Origin of the sequence: Rhodoferax mekongensis (assembly GCF_032191775.1) — a bacterium.
GTDB lineage: Bacteria > Pseudomonadota > Gammaproteobacteria > Burkholderiales > Burkholderiaceae_C > Allorhodoferax > Allorhodoferax mekongensis.
In genome coordinates this window covers 708,555-722,629 of record NZ_CP132507.1, presented here as the reverse complement: position 1 = coordinate 722,629, position 14,075 = coordinate 708,555, and the positions used below count along the sequence as shown (strand labels likewise).

18 protein-coding genes are annotated in these 14,075 nt (G+C 63.8%); 10 read left to right on the top strand and 8 right to left on the bottom strand.

Annotated elements, in window-relative coordinates; genetic code table 11:
• The first annotated feature begins 122 nt into the window (after positions 1-122).
• Positions 123-416, top strand: coding sequence for a DUF2834 domain-containing protein (locus RAN89_RS03535; RefSeq protein WP_313868280.1), 294 nt, complete (start codon positions 123-125; stop codon positions 414-416).
• Positions 417-466: 50 nt separating this feature from the next.
• Here the strand turns inward: RAN89_RS03535 and RAN89_RS03530 are convergent, their stop codons facing one another.
• From RAN89_RS03530 to RAN89_RS03520, 3 genes are read right to left on the bottom strand one after another with little or no spacing between them, the layout of a single operon-like run.
• Positions 467-1,090, bottom strand: coding sequence for a pyridoxamine 5'-phosphate oxidase family protein (locus RAN89_RS03530; RefSeq protein ID WP_313868279.1), 624 nt, complete (start codon positions 1,088-1,090; stop codon positions 467-469).
• A 9-nt stretch (positions 1,091-1,099) separates the two neighbouring features.
• A complete protein-coding gene (locus RAN89_RS03525; RefSeq protein ID WP_313868278.1) occupies positions 1,100-1,579 on the bottom strand; it encodes a nuclear transport factor 2 family protein in 480 nt (159 codons plus the stop codon).
• 23 nt (positions 1,580-1,602) lie between these two features.
• Positions 1,603-2,151, bottom strand: coding sequence for a carboxymuconolactone decarboxylase family protein (locus RAN89_RS03520; RefSeq protein WP_313868277.1), 549 nt, complete (start codon positions 2,149-2,151; stop codon positions 1,603-1,605).
• A gap of 150 nt (positions 2,152-2,301) precedes the next feature.
• Between RAN89_RS03520 and RAN89_RS03515 the strand changes: the two genes are divergently transcribed.
• Positions 2,302-3,201 (top strand): LysR family transcriptional regulator, encoded by a 900-nt coding sequence (locus RAN89_RS03515; RefSeq protein ID WP_313868276.1) that lies wholly within the window; start codon positions 2,302-2,304, stop codon positions 3,199-3,201.
• Positions 3,202-3,256: 55 nt separating this feature from the next.
• Entirely contained in the window at positions 3,257-3,652 is a 396-nt protein-coding gene (locus RAN89_RS03510) for a VOC family protein (RefSeq protein WP_313868275.1), read from the top strand.
• Positions 3,653-3,720: 68 nt separating this feature from the next.
• Here RAN89_RS03510 and RAN89_RS03505 read toward each other — a convergent pair whose 3' ends face one another.
• Positions 3,721-4,371 (bottom strand): pyridoxamine 5'-phosphate oxidase family protein, encoded by a 651-nt coding sequence (locus tag RAN89_RS03505; RefSeq protein WP_313868274.1) that lies wholly within the window; start codon positions 4,369-4,371, stop codon positions 3,721-3,723.
• 112 nt (positions 4,372-4,483) lie between these two features.
• Between RAN89_RS03505 and pdxR the strand changes: the two genes are divergently transcribed.
• The gene (pdxR, locus tag RAN89_RS03500) at positions 4,484-5,935 is read left to right on the top strand and encodes a MocR-like pyridoxine biosynthesis transcription factor PdxR (RefSeq protein ID WP_313868273.1); all 1,452 of its coding nucleotides are present in this window, start codon (positions 4,484-4,486) and stop codon (positions 5,933-5,935) included.
• A 51-nt stretch (positions 5,936-5,986) separates the two neighbouring features.
• Here the strand turns inward: pdxR and RAN89_RS03495 are convergent, their stop codons facing one another.
• Both RAN89_RS03495 and RAN89_RS03490 read right to left on the bottom strand, forming a co-directional pair.
• Positions 5,987-6,688, bottom strand: coding sequence for a dienelactone hydrolase family protein (locus RAN89_RS03495; RefSeq protein WP_313868272.1), 702 nt, complete (start codon positions 6,686-6,688; stop codon positions 5,987-5,989).
• Positions 6,689-6,778: 90 nt separating this feature from the next.
• On the bottom strand, positions 6,779-7,234 hold the full coding sequence (locus RAN89_RS03490; protein ID WP_313868271.1) for a hypothetical protein: 456 nt from the start codon (positions 7,232-7,234) through the stop codon (positions 6,779-6,781).
• A gap of 70 nt (positions 7,235-7,304) precedes the next feature.
• Between RAN89_RS03490 and RAN89_RS03485 the strand changes: the two genes are divergently transcribed.
• Entirely contained in the window at positions 7,305-7,784 is a 480-nt protein-coding gene (locus RAN89_RS03485) for a MarR family winged helix-turn-helix transcriptional regulator (protein WP_313868270.1), read from the top strand.
• Between the two features lie 82 nt (positions 7,785-7,866).
• Here RAN89_RS03485 and RAN89_RS03480 read toward each other — a convergent pair whose 3' ends face one another.
• Complete coding sequence (locus tag RAN89_RS03480; RefSeq protein ID WP_313868269.1) at positions 7,867-9,264, bottom strand: homoserine dehydrogenase; 1,398 nt, start codon at positions 9,262-9,264, stop codon at positions 7,867-7,869.
• Between the two features lie 342 nt (positions 9,265-9,606).
• Here RAN89_RS03480 and RAN89_RS03475 point away from each other — a divergent pair, with 342 nt between their 5' ends.
• The 5 genes from RAN89_RS03475 to RAN89_RS03455 all read left to right on the top strand — a co-directional run bounded on the left by RAN89_RS03475 (position 9,607) and on the right by RAN89_RS03455 (position 13,191).
• Positions 9,607-9,858, top strand: a complete 252-nt coding sequence (locus RAN89_RS03475; RefSeq protein ID WP_313868268.1) for a hypothetical protein — start codon at positions 9,607-9,609, stop codon at positions 9,856-9,858.
• Between the two features lie 41 nt (positions 9,859-9,899).
• Positions 9,900-10,451, top strand: coding sequence for a restriction endonuclease (locus tag RAN89_RS03470; protein ID WP_313868267.1), 552 nt, complete (start codon positions 9,900-9,902; stop codon positions 10,449-10,451).
• Positions 10,448-11,224 (top strand): tRNA-uridine aminocarboxypropyltransferase, encoded by a 777-nt coding sequence (locus RAN89_RS03465; protein WP_313868266.1) that lies wholly within the window; start codon positions 10,448-10,450, stop codon positions 11,222-11,224. Before RAN89_RS03470 ends, RAN89_RS03465 begins: the two co-directional genes overlap by 4 nt.
• 70 nt (positions 11,225-11,294) lie before the next feature.
• On the top strand, positions 11,295-11,699 hold the full coding sequence (locus tag RAN89_RS03460) for a 5-carboxymethyl-2-hydroxymuconate isomerase (RefSeq protein WP_313868265.1): 405 nt from the start codon (positions 11,295-11,297) through the stop codon (positions 11,697-11,699).
• Between the two features lies 1 nt (position 11,700).
• A complete protein-coding gene (locus tag RAN89_RS03455; RefSeq protein WP_313868264.1) occupies positions 11,701-13,191 on the top strand; it encodes a PglL family O-oligosaccharyltransferase in 1,491 nt (496 codons plus the stop codon).
• On the opposite strand, the gene rarD is transcribed toward RAN89_RS03455, so the two are convergent.
• The gene (rarD, locus tag RAN89_RS03450) at positions 13,185-14,069 is read right to left on the bottom strand and encodes an EamA family transporter RarD (RefSeq protein ID WP_313868263.1); all 885 of its coding nucleotides are present in this window, start codon (positions 14,067-14,069) and stop codon (positions 13,185-13,187) included. The genes RAN89_RS03455 and rarD overlap by 7 nt on opposite strands.
• Between the last annotated feature and the right edge of the window lie 6 nt (positions 14,070-14,075).

The window sequence follows — 14,075 nt, the reverse complement described above, 5'->3', positions numbered from 1 at the left end:
CATTGAATCACAGCGCTGCGCTTTCGCAATTACCTGCGACGTAATTGCGCGCATGCAGGGCGCTGCGCAAACTTGGCCCCGTCTGCAATGGTTGCTGACACCATGACCCACAAGGAAATCTCATGAACAAGGCTTTGTTGATCTTCGTACTCGTTGTGTTTGCTGCCCTGACCGGCTACACGCTGATGCACTACGGCGGGCTGTTCGCGTGGCTGGCGTTTTACACACGCGACCCGGCCAGCTGGCAGATATTTGCCGACCTGGTGATCACCATGTGCCTGCTGCTTGTGTTCATGAAGCGCGATGCACAAGCCAACGGCCGCCCCTTTGTGCCGTGGGCGGTGTTCAGCCTGGCGGTAGGTTCGTTTGGGCCACTGCTGTATTTCATTACCGCCAAGAAGCGGGTGGCGGAGTGAGCTCATCCGGCAGATGCAGGCACACCGCGCGCTTACCCCCGCTTAGCCCTTTACCCCGCTTCCCTCGCGCGCAAAGTTTGCACTTCCAGCTCCAATGCCTTGATGCGCGCATCGCGGGCGTCCAGCGCGGCGGCAACGTCGGCTGCCTCAAAGCGCACCGGAATGTGCTGCGGGCAGTTGGAATCCCACGCGGCTACGGTAAAGAGGATGACTTGCTCGGGCCGCGCCGCGTAGCCTTCGGGCATGAGGCGGGCTATGAGTGCGTCGTCACCCTCCACCACCCGCGCCTCGCCCCAGATCTTGATGCGCTGGCGGTGGGCGTAGTCCATCAAAAACAGATGCGCCTTGGGGTTCTCTGACAGATTGCCACTGCTGATGTATTGCTTGTTGCCGGCAAAGTCCACAAACGCGATGGTGTGCGCGTCCAGCACTTTGAGAAAACCCGCCGGGCCACCCCGGTGTTGGATGTAGGGCTGGCCTTGGGCGTTCACGGTTGCCAGAAAGACGCTGGTTTGCGCGGCAATAAAGTCGGCCAGTTCATCGCTGATGGTGGCCTGCCAGCCACCCGCTTGCTCCATGCGGGCATAGCCGTGGCGGGAGCCTTTGCGGGCCTGGATGGCTTTGACCGCGGGGGTAAAGGCAACGTCACTGATGTAGGTGCGGTTGGCGGACATGGGGGCTCCTTACAGGCCAAGCTCGCTGAGCGAGGGGTAGTCATCCGGCCGGCGCGCGCCGCTCCAGCGGAGCTTGCGGTCAGCCTCGGCAATGGGCAGGTCATTGATGCTGGCAATGCGGCGTTGCATCAGGCCTTGCGGGTTGAATTCCCAGTTTTCGTTGCCGTAGCTGCGGAACCACTGACCTTGTGCGTCGTGCCATTCGTAGGCAAAGCGCACAGCGATGCGGTTGCCCGCAAAAGCCCACAACTCTTTGACTAGGCGGTAGTCCAACTCGCGGCGCCATTTGAGGGTCAGAAAAGCGGTGATCTGTTCGCGGCCCTGTAGAAATTCGCTGCGGTTGCGCCACACGCTGTCAGGCGTGTAGGCCAGCGCCACGCGCGCGGGGTCCTGGCTGTTCCAGCCGTCTTCAGCGAGCCGGACTTTGAGAGCCGCGGACTCGGCATCGAACGGAGGCAGCGGTGGCCGGGGTGTTTCGGGAGTGGACATGGGTACCTCCGTTCTTTGCGCTATCAGGCAGCCAGCTTGGCATGGACTTGCGGGAAGTCGATGTCCGTCTCGGCCACGTTGTTGACGTAGTTGGTCAGCACGTTGAGTGACACATTGACCACGATCTCGATGATGGCGGCTTCGTCAAAGCCAGCCAAACGCACGGCAGCCAACTGGGCGTCAGACACGCGGCCTCGGGCTTGGGCCACTTGCAGTGCGAAGCGCAGGGCGGCTTCCACCTGGGCGTCTTCGGAGTGGCCGTCGCGGGCGGCATTGAGCTCGGCACGGCTGAGTTTGGCGACGTTGGCACCCAGGTAGTCGTGCGCAGAGAGGCAGTAGTCACAGCCGTTGAATTCAGCCACGGCGAGCGCAATGCGTTCACGCAGCTGTGCTGTCAGCTTGCCTTTGCCTACCGCGCCATTGAGAGACAAGTAGCCCTCCAGCGCGGCGGGGCTGTGGCCCACGAGCTTCATCAGGTTGGGCGTGACACCGAGGGACTTGTGCACAGCAGCCAGCAGGGGCTTGGAAGCTTCGACAGATTGTTCGACGGTGGGGATGCTGATACGGGACATGGTGTTTTCCTTCAAGGGTTAAGGGCAGATCGCCCGGCTTCGCTGCGCTGCAAACACGCAGTGGTCAGCGAATGGATGAACTGTATTTAGACTGCCAAAGAAATAGAATCCGCTTGATGTTGAATTCACTCTTCCACTAACTGGAACAATATGGACCGCTTTCACCTGATGAATGTGCTGGTGGCCGTGGTGGACGCCCAAGGCTTTGCCGGGGCAGCGCGCAAACTGGCCATTTCGCCGCCTGCCGTCACGCGGGCGGTGAACGAGCTGGAAGCCCACCTGGGCTTGCGCCTGCTGACGCGCACTACCCGAACAGTGCGGGTGACGGATGCGGGCGAACGCTATGTGCAGGACTGCCGGCGCATCCTGGCGGAAATGGCGGAGGCGGACGATTCCGTCACCGGCCAGCACCGCGCGCCGCGGGGGCGGCTGACCATCACTGCACCGGTGTTGTTCGGATGCAAGTTTGTGACGCCCATCGTGCGTGAATACTTGGAGCGCTATCCGGAGGTGAACGCGTCCTGCATGTTCCTGGACCGTGTGGTGAACATGGTGGACGAAGGGCTGGACGTGGCCATCCGCATCGGCGAGTTGCCAGACTCCAGCATGCAGGCCATTCGCGTGGGCCAGGTGCGTCGGGTGGTGTGTGCGTCACCGGCATACCTCAAGGAACACGGCATTCCGCTCACTCCGGATGATTTGCACCGGCACGCCATCGTCTCCACCAGCAGTCTGGCGCCCCATCTGGAGTGGCGTTTTCTGCAAGACGGGGCTCCGCTCTCCATTCGCCTTCAGCCGCGCATGAGCACTACCACCAACGACTCCGCCATTGCTGCGGTGGTGGATGGATTCGGGCTGACGCGCAGGCTGTCGTACCAGGTCGCGGAGGACTTGCGTGCGCGCAAGCTCAAAACCGTGCTGGCTGACTATGAGCCCGAACCGGTCCCCATCCATGTGGTGCACCGCGAGGGGCGACAAGCCGCACAGCGGGTGCGGGCTTTTATCGACTTGGCTGTTGAGCGACTGCGCAGCGATCCGTCGCTGAATTGACAAGCGCGCCTGCCCTGGCGATCTACCATGGCGGCTCTAACAACGAGGAGTCCCCATGTTCAGTCATGTCATGGTCGGTGTGAACGACATCGATGCATCCAAGCGCTTTTACGACGCCGTCTTGGGCACCTTGGGCATCAAGCCCGGCATCCACAACAACAACGGCGTGGTGGACCGCTACTTCTACCGCACGCCCACCGGCAGCTTCGGCATTACCCAGCCACTGAATGGCCAACCAGCCACCGCCGCCAACGGTGGCACCATTGGCTTCACCATGGCGTCCCCCGAGCAAGCCGATGCGTTTCACGCTGCAGGCATTGCCAACGGCGGCACCACCTGCGAAGACCCGCCCGGCTGGCGCGAGGGCTCGGTCGGCAAGCTCTACCTGGCCTACCTGCGCGACCCGGACGGCCACAAGCTCTGCGCCTTGTACCGCCCGCCCAAGGTGTAAACGCGACTGTTTTTGTAGCTGCTGGCGCATATTCCACGTGCGCTAGCAGCCTATTTGGCTCCTAAAGTCTAGTTTGCCCAGTGTTGCACGTAGTCCGGTGCGGGCGCGCTGCTCAGCGCGTCGGGCACCGGCGCCATGCGTTGGCTGCGCATGGGCAGCACGCCGGCCCACACCGGCAGGTTCATATCTTCAGCGTCGTCATTCGGGCCACCGCTGCGCACTTTGCAGGCTGCCTCTTCTAGGCTGATACGCATCACCGTGGTGGCGGCCAGCTCTTTGGCGCTGCCGGGGCGTGCTTGCTGCTCGCGGCCGGGGGCCAGGTGGCGCATGAAGGTGTCCAGCGCGGAGGCCTTGTCGTTCACCTTTTCAAACTGGCCGTACACCATGGCCGAGCGGTAGTTCATCGAATGGTTGAACGCCGAGCGCGCGAGCACCAGGCCGTCGATATGTGTCACCGTCACGCAGGCTTGCGTGCCCTTGGCCAGCAGCTTGATGAGCCGCCCGCCGTTGGAGCCGTGGATGTAGAGGTGCTCGCCCTCGCGCCAGCAGGCGGTGGGGATGCAGTGGGTGCCCTTGTCGTCCACAAACGCGATTTGGCACACATAGGCTGCGTCCAGCACGGCGTGCAGGGTGCTTCGGTGGTAATCAGCGTTTTCGGCAATGCGGCGGATGCGGGTGCGGTCGCTGGGTGGGGCGGGCAGGTGGGTGGGTGCGGTCATGCTGTGTTGGTTGATAGTGAGCAATTGGTGGACGCAATGTAGATTTTTTATGGTTCCAAATTAAGATCCACAACCGCACTATTTTTTGGTGCCACAAATAGAAGGGCCTGCTGTGGACTACCAACTGCTGTTCTCCACCTACACCGCTGTGCCGGCGCATGCCCGCTGGTCGCGCCAGCGGCAGTTGCACGAGTGTTTGCGCAGTGCCATCCGCAGCGGTACGTTGGGTAGCGGCGCGCGCTTGCCGGCCACGCGCACGTTGGCCCACGACCTGGGAGTGTCGCGCAACACCGTGCTCTACGCCTACGACCAGCTGGCTACTGAGGGCTTTGTGCTGCCCGACCGGCGTGGCACCGTGGTGGCTGGTGCCGCTGCCCGAACTGCCCTGCCTGCGCCTGCGGCCACGCCGCTGCGCGTGGGCCTGTCGCGCCGCGCTCTGGCTGTGCCCACGCGCGATGCACCGGAGACGCCGGCTGCCTTTGCACCCGGCGTGCCCGCACTCAAGGAATTTCCGGCCACTCTGTGGCGGCGCCTGCTGGACCGCGCCTGGAAGAGCCTGCGCACCGAGCAACTGAACTACGCGCCCCACACCGGCGAGCCTGCGCTGCGCGAGGCCATTGCCAACCACCTGCGTGTGGCCCGTGGCGCGCGGCTGGATGCGAGCCAGGTGTTCATTACCGATGGCACACAAAACAGCCTGGACCTGTGCGCCCAGGCCTTTGCCGATGCGGGCGACAAGGTGTGGATAGAGAGCCCCGGCTACCTGGGCGCGTTGGCCGCCTTCAAGGCTGCGCAGCTCAGGCCGGTAGGCATCGTGGTGGATGGCGAGGGCATGGCACCCACTGCCGCCGACTGGCAGCGCCACCCGCCCAAACTGATTTACGTGACGCCCTCGCACCAGTACCCCACGGGCAGCGTACTGAGCTTGCAGCGGCGGTTGGACCTGATAGCCAACGCGCGGGCTGCGCAGGCGCTGATCATTGAAGACGATTACGACAGCGAGTTCCGCCATGACGGGCCGCCGCTCTCGTGCATGCAGGGCCTGGAGGTGGATGCGCCGGTGCTCTACCTGGGTACCTTCAGCAAGACCATGTTCCCGGCGTTGCGGCTGGGCTTTGTGGTGGTGCCGGCTGCGCTGGTGGAGCCACTGAGTGCCCTTTTGGCCCGCACTGCGCCACGCGGGCGCGCGGCGGACCAACTGGCGCTGGCCGAGTTTATGCAGAGCGGGCAGTTCAGCCTGCACCTTCGGCGCATGCGCCGCCTCTACCGCCAGCGGCGCGATGCGCTGGTGGCCGCGCTGGAGCAGCAACTGGGCGACGTGGCCGATGTGTACGGTGGCTCGGCCGGCATGCACCTGGCCTTGCGCCTGCGCAACCCCCAAGCGGACGACGCCGCCATGAGCAAGCAACTCCTCTCAATGGGCGTGGTCGCCCCCGCCCTGAGTCCCCAAGCTGTGGGCCAACGCGTGCAGCCTTGGCGCGGCTTTTTGCTGGGCTACGCGCAGGTGCCGGTGGAGCGGATGCCCGAGCTCGTTGGGCAGCTGGCCAAGGTGGTGAAGAGCTAAGCCCACTAAGGGCATGCCTCGCACAGGCCTTGTCAGAGGCCTGCGTGAGATTCAGCCCAAGTGCTTGCCGAAGAAGCGCAGGGTACGGTCCCACGCTTGTTGGGCCCACACGGGGTCGTACTGCGTGGCAGGAGTGCGGTGTGGGCCGACGGCGGTTTCGTTGGCGAAGGCGTGGTGGGCCAGGTAGCGATGGAACTCGTAGCCCACGCCAGCGGCGGTGAGCTTGGCTTCCAGGCCATCGACCACATCGATCTTGAAGAACTCGTCTTGCGTGGCCCAGTGGCCGAGCAGGGGCGTTTTGATTTTGCTGGCGTCGATGTAGTCCAGCGGCGGGCAGCCGTACCAGACGGCTACGGCATCCAGCTCAGGAGCTTGCGTAGCACCCAGCAGGGTGAGCGCGCCGCCCATGCAAAAGCCGGTGAGGCCGACCTTGGATGCGCGGGCTTTGAGAAACTGCACCGCACCGCGTATGTCCTGGCTGGCGGCGTCGCCGAAGTCCAGACCGGTCATGAGGTGGTGGGCTTCTTCTGCCTCGACGGTGGCTTTGCCGCGGTAGAGGTCAGGCACCAGGGCTTGGTAGCCGGCGGTGGCCAGGCGGTCGGCCACGCCTTTGATCTGGTCGTTCAGGCCCCACCACTCCTGAATGACAACGACGGCAGGTGCGTTGCTGGTTGACTGTGACGCTGTTGGTTCGGCCAGGTAGCCCTGTACGGTTTTGCCATCAGGGCGGGTGAATGTGACCATGGTTCCCATGCTTGCTCCTTCGTGTGTGTTGCGCGGTATTGTGGGCAGTTCACACGACTGAGGGCAGCGTGGGGGTATTGGCGCCGGCAGCCCGGCCGGTCAGGCTGCTGCGGCAGCGCGGGCTTTCATCTCTTCGATTTTGGGCTTCATGTAGAAGCCCATGAACAGGCCCACCAGCAGGCCGACGGGCAGCGAGCGGCTGAAGGCGCGCCACCAGAAGCCGAACCAGCTGGCGTCCAGCGGGTTGCTGATGACGGCGATGACTGCAGCCAACAAGCTCTCAATGAACATAGCGCCCAACAGGGACACCACCAGCTTGAGCATGTTGCCCCGCAGCTGGGGAGCTATGCGGGCCAGCAACATTTCGATCTGAACCATGCCCATCAGGATCACGGGCAGAAAGACGATGCTGGTGGCGAAGTTGCGCGCCCAGGTGGGCAGAAATGGCGTACCGGCGTGGGCGTTGGCCCAAGTCATGAAGGCGCTGAGCAACAGGGCCACGGCGGGCAGGATGAGGATGCCGGGGAAGAGTTTTTTGAATACGGGTGTTGGCATGGATTTGTTAATAGTTGACAATATCAACATTATAGAAAATATTGGTTGAACTTGTCAACCATCCAATCCTATGGCCGCTTCCAACTCCTCTTCCAGCCTTGTGGACGATCCCGCCGTTTCCGGCTTTGTGGCGCTGATGACGATCTCCGGGCAGGCGCAGCAGTTGCTCAAGGCGCGCATGCAGGACACCACCTTGGCGGGCCTGGGGCCCTTGCACATGCACGCGCTGTGCCTGTGTCAACAGCAGCCCGGTGCACCACAGCAAGCCCTGGTGCAGGCGCTGGGCCGCGACAAGGGCCAGATGGCGCGCCTGATCCGCGACTTGGAAGACCACGGCCTGCTCACCCGCAACACCGACGAGCGCGACCGCCGGGTCTGGCGCCTGTACCTGACACCAGAGGGGGCAACGCGCAGCGCCTGGTTCAGCGCGTTGGAAGCGCAAGTGGCCCAAGACCTGATGGGGCACCTGAGCCCGGAAGACAGCGCGCAACTGAACCGCATGCTTCACAGCGTGCAAGCGCAGCTGAATGGGCTGGGCAGCGAGGCTTGAAGCCCCTGCTGAGCCTGCTATCCGCTATGGTTTCAGGAGCTGCCTGCGCATATTCAACGGGCGCCAGCAGCCTGTTTAATGCCTAAACCAAGCTTTCCACCCGCAGCACATTCGCATAACCCAGCACTTCGGGCCAGGCCTCAACCGCTTGCAAGGCGGGACGTAGCTCGCGCAAAGCCAGTGGCTGGGTGAGCAGCACCAGGCAGGGTTGCACCGCATCAGCCGGGTGGGGCAGTACCTCCATGCGCTGCACCTGCACACCAGCCAGAGCCAGCGCTTGCAGTACGCGCGGCAGGGTGGCATCCGGGCGGCTCAGGTCCAGCCGCACATAGAAGGCGTTTTGCACATCGTCAGCCGCCACCACCGGCATGGCCGACAGTGCACCGCTCTGAAAACCGAGCGCGGGCACACGTTGCGCCGGCGGCAAGCTGGCGCTGCGGGTCAGGTCCACCAGATCGGCAATGACGGCTGAGCCGGTTGGCTCAGCCCCCGCACCAGCGCCGTAGTACAGGGTGATGCCCGCTGCATCGCTCTTGACCATGACCGCATTCATGCTGCCGTGCACCTGGGCCAGCAGGTGGTCTGTGGGCAAGAGCGTGGGGTGCACGCGCAGCTCCAGCGCGTTGCCACGCCGCTTGGCAATGCCCAGCAGCTTCACACGGTAGCCCCAGCGCTCGGCAAAGGCCACGTCTGCCGCGTCCAGACCGGTAATGCCGTGCACCTGCACATCGGCCAACTGCGGCGGCACACCAAAGGCGTTAGCAGCCAGCAGGGTGAGCTTGTGGGCAGCGTCGATGCCTTGCACGTCGAAGGCGGGATCGGCCTCTGCGTAGCCCAGGGCTTGGGCCTCGGCCAGCGCCGTGGCAAAGCTGAGGCCGCGCTCGCGCATGGCGGAGAGGATGAAGTTGGTGGTGCCGTTGATGATGCCCGCCACCCACTCGATGCGGTTGGCGGTGAGCCCTTCGCGCAACGCTTTGATGATGGGGATGCTCACCGCCACCGCGCCTTCATAAGCCACGACCACGCCGCGCGCCTGGGCTGCGGCAAAGATCTCACTACCGTGCTCGGCCAGCAACGCCTTGTTCGCGGTGACCACGTGCTTGCCGTTGGCAATGGCCTGCAGCACCAGGGTGCGGGCCAGCGTGGTGCCGCCCATGACCTCGACTACGACATCCACCTCGGGGTTGTGGATCAGGGCCTGGGTGTCGTCGGTGAGCTGCACGCGCGCGCTGCTCGATTCGCCCAGCAGTTGCGCAAGCGTGGCGGCCGCGCGGGGCAGGTTGCGCACGGCCACCAGGCGCACCTCGATGCGGCGGCCGGCGCGCGCGGCAATCAACTCCGCATTACGCAGCAAGACGGCCAGAGTGCCGCCGCCTACTGTGCCCAGCCCCAAGAGGCCTACGCGCAAGGGCGCAGGCGCTGCAGGGGCTGCGCGACCGGCAGGGCTGCCAGCGGAAAGGTTGAAGTGGTCTTGGTACATGGGTGTCTCCGGAACAGTTGCAGACCCTGCTGCCGGGGCCGGGTTCTTCTGCGGAGGAAACACCAGGTGGCAGCCGGAACGGCCACCTGCACGACTCAGGTGGCCGTGGTGCTAATGGTGGTAATGGGGTTGCGCAGGTCTGCCTCGCGCGCCGGGGCGCGGGGTGAAGAGGAGCAGAAATGGCACAACATGGGCGCAGCATAGCACAATCAAACTGCTCCGCGCGGAGCAAATGAAAACCCTGCGATCACTGCGCTTGTCGGCCCGCAAAACCGGATACTCCAACGGGGCTGCGACAATCACGCCCTTTCCCACCGACGGCGCTGCCAGAGAAACCCCAACATGTCCGATAACTACGAAATCGCCGCGAAAGCCCGTGAAGCCGCATTGTGCGAACCCTGCCGCGGCATTCAGCGCGATTGGCGGCGCGCCCCAGGACACGCCGAACTGGTGCAAGGGGACAACCGCAAAGAAGACCGGGACGGCCGTTCCGTCACGGTGACCCGTTACCGCTGCGACCGCTGCGGCTCCATCTGGGATTACGAGAACAACAAATTCAACCAGCGGGCGGGCTGGTCGCTGCCGCGACGCTAAGGTCGTGCTCTTCATCCATCGCTTCCTCACGAGTTAAGAAAATGAAACTCAAAATGGCTCCCAACTCACTGTTTGCGATTTTGTTGCGCAATCCGTGGTGGTATAGCGTGGCGCTGGTGGTTGTGATCTGCGCGGTCAGCGCGGCACTGCTGCCCAAGGATGTGGTGGTGTTTGGCGCCATCGGGTCCTTCCCCTTTCTGGTGACCGCAGGGATCGCGCTCAAAAGGCAATGGAACAAGCCCTCAGCCGCCGCGGTTGAAGCTGAAATGGCGCGACTGGCAGCCTTGTCCTGGCGCGAGTTCTCACAAGAGTTGGAGACCCGGTTTGCACGGCAGGGCTATGCGGTGACGCGTCTGGCGGCCCAAGGCCCGTCCACGGGTGCAGCGGATTTCCGACTGGAGAAAGCCGGGCGGGTAACGCTGGTCGCCGCCAAGCGCTACAAGGCGGCAACCCATGGCGTCGAGGCACTGGAGGCGCTGGTCGCCCACAAGGAGGCCATGGGTGCGGACGATGCGCACTACCTGTGCTTGGGCACGGTGAGCCCGCAAGCAGCAAAGTACGCGAGAGAACACGCGGTGAAAGTGGGCCTGTGACGCACAGCCCGGCGCTGCCGCACGCCGTGTCGCGCCTGCGGGCCGAGCGGCTGGCGCGCAGCAGCAAGCCCTTTCTGGCCCGTGGGGGCATGAAGGGCGAGCGCTGCCCCGGCTGCCGCATCAACCCCGCCCACTGCATTTGCAAGCTGCGCCCGCAACTGCCGGCAAACGCAGGGGTGTGTCTCATCATGGCGGATATTGAAGCCCTCAAGCCCAGCAACACGGGCTGGCTTATTGCCGATGTGGTGCCCGACACCTGGGCCTTCGGCTGGGCCCGTACGGAGGTAGATCCCGCGCTGCTGGTCCTGCTGGCCGACCCGCAATGGCAGCCGTATGTGGTGTTTCCCGGCGAGTTTGTGGCACCGGGCCGGGTGGTGAACTCGCTGCCTGCTGCGCAGGACTTGCCCACCGGCAAAAGACCTTTGTTTGTGCTGCTGGATGCCACCTGGCCCGAAGCCCGCAAGATGTTCCGCAAGAGCCCTTACCTGGACCGCTTTCCGGTGCTCAGCCTGCAGCCTGAGCAGATCTCACGCTACCGCCTGCGCCGCTCGCGCCGTGAAGACCATTTCTGCACCAGTGAAGTGGGCGCACTCTGCCTGGAACTGGCCGGCGAGACCCGCGCTGCGCAGGCGCTTGAAGCCTGGCTGGACGTTTACACCCACCATTACCTGCAGGCCAAGCACCAGCTACCTCCGCACCTGGATACACCAGCCCATCTGGCATTGCGGGCGCTACTGGAGAGCCACGACGCACAGACCGCTCTTGCACTATGATTTTGATAGCTGCCAGCGCAAGTTTCACGGGCGCCAGAGTCTAATTTCTTTCATAACACAGGGAGACGCCATGCCCCATTTGGTCATTTTGTACACCGCCAACCTGGACCGCGAAGCCGACATGTCCGGCCTGTGCCGCAGCCTGTGCGACACCATGCTCGCCCAACGCGACGAGAGCGGCAAACAGGTCTTCCCCACCGGCGGCACGCGCGTGCTGGCCTACCCTGCTGCCCACAGCGCCGTGGCAGACAGCAAGGGCGACTACGGCTTTTTGTACATGAACCTGCGCATGGCCAAAGGCCGCAGCCCGGTGGTGCACCAGCAGATGGGGGAGGCCCTCAAAGCCACGGTCGGCAGCTACCTGGCTGACGTACTCGCAAACAAGCCGCTGGGCATTACGGTGCAGATCGACGAAGGGCACGAAGTGTTCGACGGCAAGCACAGCACGCTGCACCCGCTGTTCAACAAAGCCTGAGATGCACGTCCGGGACAAGGCCTATCCGCGATGGTGTCTGGCGACCCTGCTGGCGCTGTGCGTGGCCTTTCCGTGGGTGCATCCTTTCAGCTGGGGACCCAACCCGGACATGATGCAGCGGCTGATTGCGGGGGCATGTGCATCGGGCTTTTTGCTCCTTTGGGCGATAGGTGGACCTTGGCTCTCGCTGCACCAACTGGTGCGCACCGTCGCCGTCGCATGGCTGGTGGCCGCGCTACTGAGCTCGATCATGGCTCTGCTGCAGTACTTTGGGGCCGTAGAAGGCGGGCTCACCGAATGGATCACCCGCACCACTGCTGGCAATGCGTTTGCCAACCTGAGGCAGCGGAACCAGTTTGCGTCACTCACCTCCATCGGGCTGCTGAGCCTGTTGTTCATGGCGCAGTGGCCGACAAAACGCGACCTGCACCCGGCACACAGACTGCGGCAGTGGCTGATTGCTGTTGGAGTGCTGCTGCTTGCTGCAGGCAATGCCGCCAGCAGCTCGCGCACTGGGGCCGTGCAATGGCTGCTGATTGCCGGACTGGCGCTGGTGTGGGAGACGCACGGCCAGCGCCCCCTGCTGCGATGGAGCGTGCTGGCACTGGGCCTGATTCTGGCGGCCAATATCGTGCTGCCATTGCTGTTGCATATGCAAACCGGCGTGGTGCCCGTAAATGCCCTGGACCGCTTTGGCGAGGATGCCGGGTCCCAAAGCCGCACCGTTCTGTGGGCCAATGTGCTGGAGCTGATACGCGAGAAACCTTGGCTGGGCTGGGGGTGGGGTGAACTGAAATTTGCCCACTTCATGCAACCTTATGCGGGTGAACGCTTCAACGACATTCTGGACAACGCACACAACCTGCCCTTGCATCTTGCCGTCACGCTTGGCGTACCGGCCGCCGTCATGCTGTGCGGTACGGCTCTGGTCTTGACATTGCGGGCTCGTCCCTGGCGGGAGGCCTCTGCCACCCGCCAGCTGGCCTGGGGTGTGCTGCTGGTGCTGGCGGTGCACAGCCTGCTGGAGTACCCGCTGTGGTACGCCCCGTTTCAGGTGGCTGCGGTCCTGGCGGTAGGCATGTTGTGCGGGCGCCGACTTTTGCGATGGTCCGTGCTGCCGGTACTGGCCAGCGGGATGGCCGGCTTGTTGATCACCGCGACCGCCTACACCGGTTGGGACTATTGGCGCGTGAGCCAGCTCTATATGCCACCCGCACTCCGCGCAGACATGTGGCGTGAGGACACGCTGAACAAGGTGCGCGACTCGGTCATCTTCCGTGGGGAGGTGCAGTTTGCTTATGTGACCACCACGCCGGTGACGTCTGAAACGGCAGAGGCGCTGTACGCAGCGTCCCTGCAAACCCTGCACTTTTCGCCAGAGCCCAAAGTGATTGCAGTGCTGCTGGAAAGTGCCGCTCTCTTGAATATGGAAAGCCCGCTCACCGAGCACATTCGCAGGCAGTGGCGCGCGGCGTACCGCGAAGGCTACTGAGCGCTCCGTGCGCTGCGACGGCTGAACCACCAGCCCTCTACGGTGTACACCACCAGCGCTGCCCATATCAGGCAAAAACCGATGGCCCGTGCCGAAGCAAACGGCTCACCATACAGCCACACACCGATCAGCAGTTGCAAGCTGGGCGAGATGTATTGCAAGAGCCCCAAGGTCGCCATGGACACGCGGCGCGCGCCGGCGGCAAACAGCAGCAATGGCACCGCCGTAAAGGGCCCGGCCAACAGCAGCCAGCCGATGTCTGTCGCGCTACCCTGCACCAATGCACCCTGCCCGTGCAGACCCCACCACAGCAACAAGCCCCCAGCAAATGGCGCGAGCACCAGGGTCTCCAGCGTCAACCCTTCCAGCGCGCCCAGTGCGCCCACTTTGCGTAGCAGGCCGTAGAACCCGAAGGTGACGGCCAGCACCAATGCCACCCATGGCACATGGCCCGAGAGCAAGGCCAACCAAAGCACACCGGCAGCGGCTACCGCGACGGCCAGCCATTGCCCGGGGCGAGGGCGTTCGTGCAGGAACACAAAACCCAGCCCCACGTTGACCAGCGGGAGAATGAAATAGCCGAGGCTGGCGTCCAACACATGGCCGTTTTGTACAGCCCACACGTACACCAGCCAATTGATCCCCAGGAGCACCGCCGAGAGGGCAAATGCGCCCATGACCTTGGGCGTGCGCCACACCGCGCCCAGCCAGGCCCACTGACTGCGCACGGCCAACACGGCCAGCAGCAAGACCATGCACCAGACGGTGCGGTGCATCACTACCTCCAAGGCGGGGATGGCCGAGAGCTGTTTGAAATAAATGGGGAAAAGGCCCCAAGCCAGGTAGGCCAGGGCCGCATAGATGACGCCGGTTTGCATGCGGGG